Origin of the sequence: Prevotella merdae (genome assembly GCF_900290275.1) — a bacterium.
Classification (GTDB): domain Bacteria; phylum Bacteroidota; class Bacteroidia; order Bacteroidales; family Bacteroidaceae; genus Prevotella; species Prevotella merdae.
Genome location: NZ_LT985323.1, coordinates 984348 through 997315 on the forward strand (window position 1 = coordinate 984348; position 12968 = coordinate 997315).

Genomic DNA, 12968 nt, shown 5'->3' on the forward strand with positions numbered 1-12968 from the left:
TGCACAAAGGCGGATGGGGATGCGGGTTAATAACCTTCGTTTTGTTTCCAGTTCTTATTCTCTTGCATTATAGCCTTAGGCACGGGGAGGATGCGGCACGACTTGTCGAAGCGTGCGCCAGGGAATCCCTTGCGGTGGAATCCGTACTCGTTCTCGAATGTTCCGAAACGTATCATGTCGTTGCGACGCCAGTTTTCGTCTACAAACTCGCGGCCACGCTCGTCGAGAATGTCCTGTAATGTAGGTGTGCCAATAAACTGCGGAGCGTGCACATAGCTGCGTATCTGGTTGAGAAGCGACTGAGGTGTGTCCTCGTTGGTTTGCTGTGCGCCACGCAGCAGAGCCTCTGCCTTGGTAAGGATGATGTCGGCATAGCGGAAGATTGGCACGTCGTTGCTCTGGTTGCGCTCGTAAGAGGCATACTCGTTTGGGTTGGGATAGAACTTCAACGAACGGTAACCTTGGCTCCAACCCTTAGGTGTTGCGCCGCAGTCGAGCTGTTGGCGGGCTGTCTCGCTGGCGTCCTTAAGTTGTATCTTCTTAGAGAGCACCAGCTGCTCGCCCTTGTATATATACGGATTGGCAGTAGGCTCGCCGGTAAGAGCGTCGTGAATGAACACCTTGCCGTCGGTTGTGGCACCAAGGATTATGTCGTTGCGGTCGTCGCCGGGTAGAGTAAAGAGGTTGGCAAACTCTTCGTTCATGGCACATATACCAGCACACGACTTGTTCATCTTGCCGCCAAGATAGCCCATAGAGTCGCCGCCATCCACCTTGCGGAAGGTGCGATATTGGCCGTACTTCAGTCCCTGTGCGCTTACCTTATCGTATGGCATGGCATAGATAAAGTCCTTGATGTGTACTCCGTTGTTGTAGAGGAACTTCTTGCGGTAGGCATCGTCAAGATTAAACAGATGGCTCTTGATGATGTCGTCGCACATAGCCACACACTCGTCGAGCTTGTTGTTGACGGAAGTTGCAGCATCATAGTCGGCTACCTTGGCGCATGTGTACACACCCCAGTTGATGTATAGCTTCACCAGCAGAGCCTCAGCCATCCAGCGGTTGGGCTTGCCGTAGGTTGCAGCGTTGTTCTTGTCGGACAGTATTGGCAAGCACTCCTTAAGCTCCTTCTCTATGAAGGCAGCCACCTCGGCACGTGGCTTACGCTCTACAGCCTCGCCATCGTCGGGCACACGGTCGAGCACGGGTACGTCGCCGAAGCTGTCCATAAGAATGAAGTGGTAGAAGGCACGCATGGTGCGCGCCTGCGCTATCTGCATAGCCTTGCTGTTGTTGCCGGCAAGGTCGTCTATAAACTGGTTGCACTTGGTTATGCCCGAGGCAAGGTCGGCCCAATAGTTTAGTGGCTTGTTCTCGGGGTTGAAGTTGTGCAAGGTTGGGTTTACGTTCTCGGCGCTGTCGTAGTAGTCGCCGTCAAAGCTTATGCCTGCTGCCTCGTCTGATGCAAAGGTCTGCGTGCGATTGTAGTTGTTGCCCAACTGTGTGCGGAAGGCATAGTAGACGTCGGACATCTTAGCCTCAAGCGCTATCTCCGACTCGGTGGGGTATTCGGTATATTTCGACTTTACGTCTACATCAAGGTCGGTACAGCTTGTGGCAAGCACAAGTGCCGATGATGCCAACGCGTATATTATTGACTTATTCATTGCTTTTAATCTGTTTAGGGTTTTATTAGAAACTAACCTTCATGCCGAACATGAATGTGCGTGTGTGTGGATAGTAATCCTTACGCCAGTCGATGCCTGGGGTAAGTCCGCCAAGAGACACCTCAGGGTCGGCACCCTTGTAAGAGGTAAGCGTAAACACGTTGTTGCATGTGGCATATACAGAGAGATTGTCTACCCAACCCTTAAGCTTGCCGAAGTTGTAACTCAGAGTCATAGACGAAAGGCGCATAAACGAGCCGTTCTCGATATAGCGGTCAGAGGGCGACTGCGAGTTGACGTCGCCGTAGTTTTGGTTTGTAAGAGCCTCGCGTAGCACGTTCTTGCCTTGTTTTATCAATGTAACGCTGTTGTACTGGGCACGCAGAGCGTTGAATATCTTGTTGCCGAACATACCCTGGAAGAAAAGGTTGAGTGTCCAGTTCTTGTACGATAGGTTATTGGTCCAACCTAATGTAAGCTTTGGCTGAGCCGACCCCGTCTTGGTACGGTCGGTATCTTCGGGCTTGATTGTTTTCTCGCCGGTACGCTTGCCAGTTGCGGGATCGTGTACCCAGAATTGCGAGATGCCGTTCTCGTCGTGTCCGGCAAACTCGTATGTATAGAACTGGCCTATCGGGCAGCCCTCCATAAGGCGCTGTACAGCCACATTGGTGTTGCCAGCAATCCAAGGATAGCCAAGGTCTTGATACTTAACCGAGAAGGCTGCGTTAGACAGTTTCTCAACACGGTTGCGGTTGTGCGAGAGGTTAAGGGTTGTAGTCCATTGCCAGTCATCGTTCTGTACGGGTATGGCGTTAATGGTAAGCTCTATGCCTCGGTTGGAGATGTCGCCCACATTGGCCGTCATAGTGCCATAGGGATAGCGGTTGGTCGACACGGGATAATAGTAGATAAGGTCGGATGTGCGCTTGTCGTAATACTCGATAGTACCCGTAAGGCGTGAGTTGAAGAAACCAAAGTCTACGCCGATGTTGAACATTCCGGTACGCTCCCACTTCAGGTCGGGGTTGGCGTTGTTGGTAGCGGCAAGCGTGTGCTTGTCGGTTGTAACGCCGTTTTCGTCGGTATACTGGAACCATCCAGACACTCCGTAGGTACGTCGTGCCGAGTAGGCGTCAAAGCCGAGCGAGTTGCCCGATACGCCATAGCCCACACGCAGCTTAAGGTCGGAGAAGATGCCGAGGTTGCGAATGAACTCTTCCTCGCCTATACGCCATGCTGCTGATACTGACGGGAATGTAGCCCAGCGGTTGTTCTTGCCGAATGCTGATGAGCCGTCACGGCGCAGCGTGGCTTGGAAGTTATAGCGTGAGGCATAAGAGTAGTTTAGACGACCATAGAACGAAATCATACGGAGGGTAGATTCGGCTCCGCTCTCCACACCGTCCATGCCGTCAATCTTGTTGGCATACGAAAGGTTGTAGTACTTAACGGCATCGTTGTAGAAATCCTTGACCGTCAAGCCGAAGCCGTCGTCCTGGTTAGTCTGCTCCCACGAATAGCCTATCATGGCGCCCACACGGTGGTATCCGGGGAAACTGTGGTTGTAGTTGGCAAAAGTCTCAAACACCTCTTTATTGTTCATGTATGTAGAGCGTGTTGCCTGGCCGTTGTTCTTAACAATCTGCGACTTTGTAGAATGATATTCGGAGAGCACATTCTGGTCGTACATATACGAGTACTGGGCGGTCCATGTAAGGTCCTTAAGCAGGTTGAGGTCGGCCTTACCCGTGAGTTGCATACGTCGGTATACGGTCTGTCGGGTGTCCTCGTTTATCATCGACAGCGGGTTGTAGTATTGGGTGGTGCTTGTAGATTCGGTCCATGTGCCGTCGTCGTTGCGTACAGCCTGGCATGGCGAATAGTAAACCATAGCGTCGGTAACGCTAATGCCTTGCTCCTGAGCCTCGATGCCCTTCTTTGTTGTCTGGCTTGCATTTACACCCAACGACAGTTGCAAGTGGTCTTTAAGCACCTTTGAGTGGGCAAGAGCACGTGCTCCGAATCGCTCCATCTCTGACGAGCGTATTATACCCTCGTGGTTGAGATAGTTGAGCGACACGTTATATCCCGAGCGGGCGTTGCCACCCGACACGGCAAGGTTGTGGTTGTGGGAAATACCGGTGCGCTGTACCTCCTTCTGCCAATCGACATTGGCTCCCATATCGTTGGTAAGCTCAAAGCCGTTGTTTGCGGCATAGGTACGCAGGTCGGCAGCCGATGCAAGGTCGAGGTTCTTAGATACCGACTCTACAGCCATGTAGCCGTTGTAGGTTACACGGGCTGTGCCAGCATGTCCGTGCTTTGTGGTTACGATTATAACGCCGTTGGCAGCCTTCGAACCGTAGATGGCTGTGGCTGTGGCATCACGCAGAATGTCTATCGACTCGATGTCGTCGGTAGCTACAAGAGAGAGGTCGACGCCTGGAACACCGTCGACTATATAGTAAGGCTCCATGGCTGCACCGGTGCGCAAGGTAGACGCGCCACGTAGTGTAATGCTTGGAGCGGCATTGGGGTCGCCACTATTCGATACAGTTAGACCCGGTACCTTGCCCTGCAACAGCTGTGCCGGCGAGGTGTAGACACCCTGATTGAGGTCTGACGACTGGATGGTGGTTATCGAACTGGTGATGTCCTTGCGGCGCATCTTGCCGTAACCCACTACCACAATCTCGCTAAGCTTGAGCGTGTCGCGGCGTGTTTCAACAGATTCAGGGTTTGTAGAATCGTTGGCTGCAAATGTGTTTGCACTTATGCCCGTCGCGAGCATTGCCACGATTAGGTTCTTGTTTAGTTCCATATTTATATAGTTAGTTTATTCTTATTATTGTTGACGAGTCCACTCGTCTGCTTGTCCACTTGTCTACTCGAATATCAGAATGCCTCGTTGATAATATCAGAAAGCCTCGTTGATATTGAATATAAAGCTACTCTGTCCGGCTTTGCCGAATCCATAGTCGAGGCGTACGTTTACGTTCTTCTTGAATTCCCAGCGGTAGCCCAGTCCGTAGTTGGGCAGAATGTGGCTCATACGCATCTCCGAGAACTTAGGAAATACGGTTCCGGCTCCTGCCCAAAGCACGATACCGTTGCGTCGCCATATATGTTGGCGCAGCTCTATTTGTGTCTCAATTTTGTTTTTGTCGCGATAGCGGCCCTCGTAGTACGCTCGCATCGAGTAGCTGTCGCCAAGCAACGCCATCATTGCCCACGATGGATTGCCAAAGTTGAGCAGCGTGCGGAAGTCGGCAGCAAGGGTTGCTCCCTTCCACAAGGGTACGTATCCGCTTGTGTGCAGGTCGGTTGTGCTGAAGGCATACTTGTTGCCCATAAATCGGGGTCTAAATAGTTGCTGCAACGATAGATATACGCCACGCTTTGGTGCTGTAAGGTTGTCGCGGGTGTCGTACAACAAAGTAAAACCAGCACCTATGTTATATGTTGTAGCACGCTGCCCATTAAGCAGTTCTGGACGCTCTATCTGGCTGCCGTGTATATAGTCGAAGGTAATGGTTGGACCGATAAAGAGGTCGTTGGCAGTGGCAAACAGCCAGCTCGCCTTCATCTGCGCCTGCCAGTCCTTCATCTCACTCTTGTTGTCGTTGTTGTTGCCCATGTCGTAGCCCATGCCCCAATAGTAGCACGGAAAGGAGTAGAAGTAGGTGGTATAGTCGATGCGTTGGCGGTCGCCGGGGAAGATATGCGTGCCCGACACGCCAAGCATATAGAAGCCTACTGTCGACACATCGCCGAAGAGCGACACGTTGCTGGGCGGCTGCAGGGTGTCGTTGGGGTCGGAACGGTACAGTCCGGCAGCCACCAAGCCTAATCCGAGCTTGGTGTCGGTGCTGTAGTGGGGTCCGCCTATGATGCTGAAGTCGAACCGCTTGTCCTTCTTCTCCTTGTTGGCATCGTTAAAGTAGTCGAGCAGTCGGGTTATAAAACCGTGGCGTCTGATGGTATCGGCTTTTTCTACGGCGCTTATGTGTAGAAAGACGAATAACATGCCGACAAGTAGTATGGGGCGAAGTTTCATATTGTATATTATATTACTCAGTTATTAAAATCAACTGTATTGTATGGCTTTTAATGTTTATTTTTTAATAAACCAATCCTACATTATCAACCCACAACGTATTTCCTACTGTCCCAACATAGGCCCCGCCATGACTTGACGAGAACTGCAATAGAATGTGTGTAGGCACGGCATCTGCTGAGGCCCATCCCGTCTCGTGCACAATTACGCTTTGTCCCTTGGAGTTGCGGGCATAGTCGGTAGAGCGCAAGCCCATTGTCGCAGCATCGTAGAATGGTTGGTGGGTGATGTTGCCGTAATGAATTTCGTAAGTGGCGCCGTTGACCCATCCGTTGGTAGATGCGCCATATTTTACAACCATGGTGCCTACACGTTGCGCCGTTATGTGGCCGGCTGCATCCTCGTGTCGTCGTTGCAGATAGAGTACGGCTATGCAGTAGTCGGGACCTGCAACTGTGGTGGCTTTTGAAAATCCGTTCTGTCGTATGCGGTTCTTGTTGCCCGGCACTTGCACACGATAGTCGAAGCGCAGAGCCTTTGGACGATGCGTGAAGGGTATGCCCCAGTTAAGGGCTTTGGGTCCTTCCTTAGTTCCAGTTATAGGTTCCTTCATGTCGCCGAGGAAGATGCTGCCTGCCGCAAGCACCTTGATGTTCATCATACCAAGCACCTTGCAGGTCTCGATATGTGTAGTCATCTTTACACAATGGCCCGAGCCGCGGTTGTCGCGGTATACCGAGTTGTTGGTCTTCACAATGCCCATGACCTTTGCCATGACATTGCTGGTACCCCAAGGCGAACCTCCAAGATTGGTGTAGGGATTGTTGCCTTTGAGCGCGCGGTTAGGACCTATCTCGTAGAGGGTCTTGGTCTTGCCTCCAATTACAGCCGATTCGTGTATCTGACGTGTTACCCAGGTATCGAAATTGCCATATTTAAAAGGAACAAACTTGCCATCGCCGTTGGCGATGACGGGAACACTTAAACCGAGCACGGCAGCCAATGCCACCCAGCGCAATTTTCTACTTACATACATCATATTCTTTATTGTTTATCCTATAAACAACACTTATTTCTTTCTTACTATCAGATAGATAGCCTAAAGTTTGCATTACTAAAAGTGCAAAGATATATAAAAAAGCCCAAAGCGGAAACTATTTATACGTTAAAAGTTTCCGCTTTGGGCTAAATAGGATATTTATAAGGATAATATGGAGGGTGTATTGGGTATGGATGTGGCTCTACTTGCCGGCAATCTCTACAGCCTTCGCCACGATGCGGTTGCTCTCGTTCATGATTCGATAGTACTCGTTCATATCCCAGATGTCGCGTGCTATCAAAGCCTTGAGCTGCAAGGTAAGCATAGGCAGCGTCTTGTCGCGTTCCTCCTTTGTGCATGGCTTGAGCTTAAGGCGCTCCGCCTCGGCAAAGATACTGTCTGTCATAGCCTGCGGCACATGGTAGTTGGCAAGGTAGTCGTCAAAGTTTGTGTAACGACTCTTGAGCTCTGTACGATGCTGGTCTACATAACGCAAGGTGGCGTTGATGATGAGCGAGCGTGCCACAATCTGTCGGTGGAGCTTTGTAAACTGTGTGGTGTCTAATGGTACAAACTCGTCGGGCATGATGCCGCCACCTCCATATACTGTGCGATGACGTCGCAGAGTTTGGTATTTCAGCGAGTCGGCAAAGTGGATAGAGTCGGCCGAATATAACTCGCCATTTTTAAAGCGCTTCTCTATGTCCATGGCATAGTCCTCGCGGTCGCCTTTGGCATATGGCTTCTGAATACATCTGCCTGATGGTGTGTAGTAGTGGGCTATGGTAAGACGAATCATTGAGCCATCATCAAACTCGATGGGGCGTTGAACGAGTCCTTTACCAAAGGAGCGCCGGCCTATGACTGTGGCACGGTCTTGGTCCTGCAAGGCACCTGTAAGAATTTCGGCAGCCGATGCTGAATACTCGTTGATAAGCACGTAAACTTTGCCTTTGCGCAGACTTCCGTTGCCGTCAGCACGGTAGTTGCGTCTGTTCTGAGCCCTACCTTCTGTATATACAATAAGGTCGTTCTTCTGCAGAAATTCTTCTGTTATCTTGGCAGCAGCTTGTAGAAATCCTCCTCCGTTATCTTGCAGGTCGATGATGATATCGTGCATCCCAATACGGCGAAGCGAATCGACAGCTTGCATAAACTCGCCATAAGTTGTTGCGCCGAATGATCCAATACGGATATACCCGAGATGTGGTCGAATCATATAATAGGCATCAAGTGTGTGTACGGGTATCTTGCCACGTGTAACTGTAAAGTATAGCAGTTCGTTGACATCGCGGCGTTTTATGCCGAGTTTTACCTTTGTACCACGTCGTCCGCGTAGACGCTGCATTATGTCGGAGCGTTGCATTTTGACACCAGCAATGGTTGTGTCGTTGACGGTAATGATGCGGTCGCCGGCAAGTATGCCTACTTTTTCGGATGGACCTTTGGATACAGGCTGTATGATGAGTAGTGTATCTTCCACCATGTTAAATTGCACGCCTATGCCGTCGAACGAGCCTTCAAGCGGTTCGTTCATAGCCTTTGTCTCTTTGGCTGTGGTGTAGGTAGAGTGGGGATCGAGAGACTTGAGCATCCCTCTTATTCCTTCTTCTGCCAGTTTCTGTTGGTCAACTGTGTCGACATATAGTTGTGAAATGGCCATTTCGGCTATTTGCAGCTTGCGTAGAGGGTTGCTCCTTTGAGCAAAGAGGATGCAGGCAACAAATAGTAAGGGGACTATTAGACTGATTTTTTTCATTGATTTCTTTGGTTTTTATGGTGGTGTGGTAGGTTTTGTAGGTGTGGTTGTTTTGTAGGAATGCCAAGCAAATCAACCACATCTACTTACTACTCTTCTATTACATTCTCCTCTGGCAAATCTTCCTCCACCACCAGATTGTCTATGATGAAGTTTTGACGCTCCATGGTATTCTTTCCCATGTAGTATTCAAGAAGTTTTTGCACCTGGTCGTTCTTGTGTAGTGTTACCTGTTCGAGGCGCATGTCTGGACCTATAAAGTGGACAAACTCGTCTGGCGAAATTTCGCCAAGACCTTTGAATCGGGTAATCTCAGGGTCAGGACCGAGGTCTTTGATAGCCTTTAGACGTTCGTCTTCGCTATAACAGTAGCGAGTAATAAAGTCGCTCTTTTTCTCCTTTCCCGTAAGACGTTCGTCTGCAGCGGCTATAACAGCCTTGTTGCGTATTTTGGTACGGCGATTGCGTACACGGAACAGAGGTGTCTGCAACACAAAGACGTGACCCTTCTTTATGAGGTCGGGGAAGAATTGTAGAAAGAAGGTTATGATGAGCAAGCGTATGTGCATGCCATCTACATCGGCATCTGTTGCCACGATAACCTTGTTGTAACGCAGCGTATCGAGGCCTTCCTCTATATCAAGGGCCGCTTGTAGCAGATTGAATTCCTCATTCTCGTAAACGACCTTCTTTGTAAGACCATACGAGTTGAGCGGCTTGCCTCGTAGCGAGAAAACCGCTTGAGTATTAACATCTCTACTCTTTGTGATAGAACCACTCGCCGAGTCGCCCTCAGTTATAAATATTGATGATTCTTCCTTGCGGTCGTTCTTTGTGTCAGAGTAGTGTATGCGGCAATCACGCAACTTGCGGTTGTGAAGGTTTGCCTTCTTGGCACGCTCGCGAGCTAGCTTAGTTACGCCAGCCATGGCCTTGCGTTCGCGCTCACTCTCTGTTATCTTTTGTTGCATAACCTCAGCCACATCGGCATGTATATGCAAGAAATTGTCAACCTCAAGTTTTACAAAGTCGCCAACATATTTGTTGATGCTTTCGCCGCCCGGAGACATCTGCAAAGAGCCGAGCTTAATCTTGGTCTGACTCTCAAACATTGGTTCCTCCACGTTAATGGCAATGGCAGCCACAAGTCCATTACGTATATCGGTGAACTCGTAGTTCTTGCCGAAAAACTCCTTTATGGTGCGTGCTATGTGTTCTTTAAAGGCGCTTTGGTGTGTGCCACCCTGAGTGGTGTGCTGACCGTTGACAAACGAATGATACTCCTCGCCATACTGGTTGGTATGTGTAAAGGCAATTTCGATGTCCTCGCCCTTAACGTGTATGATGGGGTAGAGCGGGTCGGTGGTCATAGTGTCAGTCAGCAAGTCGGCAAGACCGTTGCGTGAGAGTATACGATGACCGTTATACATGATTGTGAGCCCCGTATTAAGATAGGTGTAATTACGGAGCATCGTTTCTACAATGTCATCGTGGAACGAGTAGCCTATGAACAGAGTAGGGTCTGGTTCAAAGAATATGTATGTACCGTTCTCGTCTTCTGTATTAGTAGTTTGGTCGTCTGTAAGGTTGCCTTTTTCAAACTTCAACGCCCTAACCTTGCCGTCTCTGTATGACTTTACTTCGAAGTGGGCGGATAGAGCGTTTACAGCCTTAACACCAACACCGTTCAGACCGACACTTTTCTTGAATGCCTTGGAGTCGTACTTGCCGCCTGTGTTGAGCACGGATACAGCCTCAACGAGTTTGCCTTGAGGTATGCCGCGTCCGTAATCACGCACAGACACGCGTAGACGCTCGTCGATGTCGACCTCTATGCGGCGTCCGGCATTCATCTTAAACTCGTCGATAGAGTTGTCGATTACCTCCTTAAGCAGCACGTAAATGCCGTCCTCGGGCAAGTTTCCATCACCCAAACGACCAATGTACATACCAGGACGGGTACGCACATGCTCCATGTCGGACAGGTGGCGAATGTTGTCGTCGGTGTATTGGACTGTGGGTTGAATGTTTTGTTCTTCCATTTTTACTTAATGTTCTTTTTGTAACAGCGGCGGCGCTTGTGACACTCTCGCTCAAGATACTGCCATTGCCCTTGCACCTTCTCGTTGGTCTCCATCTCAACATGGGTTTCGCCCCATTCGAAGCCGTACTTCTGATAGCGCGGTATGAGGTCGTAGAAGAGTAGAGCGTTGGCACCCTTTGGACGATACTCGGGCAGGATGCCCACAAGCAGCAGGTCTACGATGTTGGTTTTATGACGCTTCAAAGCACGCAGGATATGAACCCATCCAAAGGGGAAGAGTCGACCCTTGCGACACTTCTGCAAAGCGCGCGTAAGCGAAGGTAGCGTTATGCCCACGCCGATAAGCTTGTGGTCGGGCGTATTCCAATCCTCGATGAGCGACACGAGGCTTAGATCTACCATAGGCAGATACATCTTGACGTATTGGTCGATTTGTCGTTGCGTAAGCGTTGAGTATCCGTATAGATGACCGAAGGTGGCATTGATAACCTCGAATATCTTCTGACCATATCCGTTCTCGCCGAAAATCTCGTCTTTCTTAATCTTCTTGATGTGCAGGTTGTAACGCTTCTGAATCATCTGAGCTACCTTAGCATACTTCTCGGGAATCTGCTCTGGCACATAGAGCTTGTACTCCACGTAGTCGTTATCTTTTTCCCAACCACCAAGGCTCTCCATATGCTTGGGATAGTATGGATAGTTGTAGATAGTAGCCTGTGTACCAAGCTGATCAAATCCAGCGGTAAGCATACCTTCGGGATCCATATCGGTGAATCCAAGTGGACCGATTATTTCTGTCATACCCTTCGAACGTCCATAGTCTTCTACAGCGTTGAACAGAGCTCTTGACACCTCGATATCATCGATGAAGTCAATCCAGCCAAAGCGAACAGCCTTGCGTTGCCATTTTTCGTTCGCACTATTATTTATGATGGCTGCTACACGCCCCACCACCTTGCCATCCTTATAGGCAATGAAGTATTCGGCCTCGCAGAAGTCGAATGCGGCATTTTTGTCTTTGCGTAGGGTGTTCACCTCGTCGGTATAGAGGTTTGGAGCGTCGTATTCGTTGCCTTCGTAAAGGTCGTAATGAAACTCTATGAAGGTGCGCAGGTCGCTGCGCGATTCCACTTTGCGTATTTCTATTGCTGACATCTATTCTAATTCTTGCTTGTTTGATGTTTCTTAAAATTGCAAAAGTAATGAAAAAAGGCTAAATTAAAGAATATCAAGCCGATATTTAAATTTATTTTGTAGCAACTTATGTGTGCTGGCCTTTATTGTGTATCAATCGAACAATGTTGGTTCGGCGGTATTATTGCACATCATTGGTCTGCCGAGATGCTGGTAGGCAAGGGGTGTTACCATGCGTCCACGTGGTGTGCGCTTGATGAATCCCTCCATTATGAGGTAAGGTTCGTATACCTCTTCCACTGTGCCCGTGTCTTCGCCGATGGCTGTGGCAATAGTGCTGACACCAACAGGACCACCATGAAACTTGTCTATAATAGTTAGCAGAATCTTGTTGTCAATCTCGTCAAGACCGTATTGGTCGATGTTGAGAGCTGATAGCGAGAGTCGTGCTATGTCGCGGTCTATATGTCCGTTGCCCTTCACTTGAGCAAAGTCGCGTACACGTCGTAGTAAGGCATTGGCTATACGGGGCGTGCCACGCGAGCGTCGGGCTATCTCAATAGCTGCATCGTCGTCTATTGGCACCTTCATTATCATAGCCGATCGCTTTATAATCTTCTGTAGCATCTCTGGTCCGTAGTATTCGAGGTGCAAGTTAATGCCGAAACGAGCTCGCAATGGAGCTGTGAGCAGTCCGCTTCGGGTAGTGGCGCCAACCAGTGTGAATGGGTTGAGGTCTATCTGTATAGATCTTGCCGACGGTCCTTTATCAATCATTATGTCTATGCGATAATCCTCCATAGCCGAATAGAGATACTCTTCCACGAGTGGAGATAATCGGTGAATTTCGTCTATGAATAGTACATCGCGAGGCTCTAGCGAGGTAAGAATGCCTGCAAGGTCGCCTGGTTTGTCTAGTACAGGTCCACTTGTTATCTTGAATCCTACGCCAAGTTCGTTGGCAATAATATTGCTAAGTGTTGTCTTGCCAAGGCCTGGAGGTCCATGCAAGAGAGTGTGGTCGAGCGGTTCGCCACGATACTTGGCTGCTTCTACAAAAACCTCAAGGTTGTCTACAACCTTTTGCTGTCCGCTGAAGTCGCCGAATCGTAGAGGACGGAGGGCATTCTCAAAATCCTTTTCGCCCTTCGCCATCCGCTCCTGTCGTATGTCGAAATCTTCTTCCATTTTCTTTTGTTATTTTTTGCAAAGATAATTATTTTTATTCATAAATGCCCCAACTACAAGATGTATATCTTTGT

Annotated in this window: 8 protein-coding genes; all 8 read right to left on the reverse strand. The window is 49.5% G+C overall.

Translation table 11 applies throughout. The annotated features are described in order from the left end of the window. Positions 1-26 precede the first annotated feature (26 nt). The gene (locus tag C9991_RS03955; protein ID WP_106811297.1) at positions 27-1670 is read right to left on the reverse strand and encodes a RagB/SusD family nutrient uptake outer membrane protein; all 1644 of its coding nucleotides are present in this window, start codon (positions 1668-1670) and stop codon (positions 27-29) included. Between the two features lie 25 nt (positions 1671-1695). Next, positions 1696-4494, reverse strand: coding sequence for a SusC/RagA family TonB-linked outer membrane protein (locus C9991_RS03960; protein WP_106811298.1), 2799 nt, complete (start codon positions 4492-4494; stop codon positions 1696-1698). Between the two features lie 96 nt (positions 4495-4590). Next, positions 4591-5730, reverse strand: coding sequence for a BamA/TamA family outer membrane protein (locus tag C9991_RS03965; RefSeq protein ID WP_106811299.1), 1140 nt, complete (start codon positions 5728-5730; stop codon positions 4591-4593). A 64-nt stretch (positions 5731-5794) separates the two neighbouring features. Continuing rightward, positions 5795-6769: a PCMD domain-containing protein gene (locus tag C9991_RS03970; RefSeq protein ID WP_106811300.1), complete on the reverse strand. Its 975-nt coding sequence runs from the start codon at positions 6767-6769 to the stop codon at positions 5795-5797. 202 nt (positions 6770-6971) lie between these two features. Continuing rightward, the gene (locus C9991_RS03975; protein ID WP_106811301.1) at positions 6972-8528 is read right to left on the reverse strand and encodes a S41 family peptidase; all 1557 of its coding nucleotides are present in this window, start codon (positions 8526-8528) and stop codon (positions 6972-6974) included. 89 nt (positions 8529-8617) lie between these two features. Beyond that, positions 8618-10570 (reverse strand): DNA topoisomerase IV subunit B, encoded by a 1953-nt coding sequence (locus C9991_RS03980; protein WP_106811302.1) that lies wholly within the window; start codon positions 10568-10570, stop codon positions 8618-8620. 2 nt (positions 10571-10572) lie between these two features. Continuing rightward, complete coding sequence (locus C9991_RS03985) at positions 10573-11727, reverse strand: N-acetyltransferase (RefSeq protein ID WP_106811303.1); 1155 nt, start codon at positions 11725-11727, stop codon at positions 10573-10575. A 132-nt stretch (positions 11728-11859) separates the two neighbouring features. Next, positions 11860-12894, reverse strand: a complete 1035-nt coding sequence (gene ruvB / locus C9991_RS03990; RefSeq protein WP_106811304.1) for a Holliday junction branch migration DNA helicase RuvB — start codon at positions 12892-12894, stop codon at positions 11860-11862. Positions 12895-12968: the final 74 nt, after the last annotated feature.

What these genes read in the sequence shown, in the direction of transcription:
- C9991_RS03985 (WP_106811303.1), bottom strand. Translation starts at nt 11,727, where the DNA reads ATGTCAGCAATAGAAATACGCAAAGTGGAATCGCGCAGCGACCTGCGC.
- ruvB (WP_106811304.1), bottom strand. Translation starts at nt 12,894, where the DNA reads ATGGAAGAAGATTTCGACATACGACAGGAGCGGATGGCGAAGGGCGAA.
- C9991_RS03965 (WP_106811299.1), bottom strand. Translation starts at nt 5,730, where the DNA reads ATGAAACTTCGCCCCATACTACTTGTCGGCATGTTATTCGTCTTTCTA.
- C9991_RS03955 (WP_106811297.1), bottom strand. Translation starts at nt 1,670, where the DNA reads ATGAATAAGTCAATAATATACGCGTTGGCATCATCGGCACTTGTGCTT.
- C9991_RS03970 (WP_106811300.1), bottom strand. Translation starts at nt 6,769, where the DNA reads ATGATGTATGTAAGTAGAAAATTGCGCTGGGTGGCATTGGCTGCCGTG.
- C9991_RS03980 (WP_106811302.1), bottom strand. Translation starts at nt 10,570, where the DNA reads ATGGAAGAACAAAACATTCAACCCACAGTCCAATACACCGACGACAAC.
- C9991_RS03975 (WP_106811301.1), bottom strand. Translation starts at nt 8,528, where the DNA reads ATGAAAAAAATCAGTCTAATAGTCCCCTTACTATTTGTTGCCTGCATC.
- C9991_RS03960 (WP_106811298.1), bottom strand. Translation starts at nt 4,494, where the DNA reads ATGGAACTAAACAAGAACCTAATCGTGGCAATGCTCGCGACGGGCATA.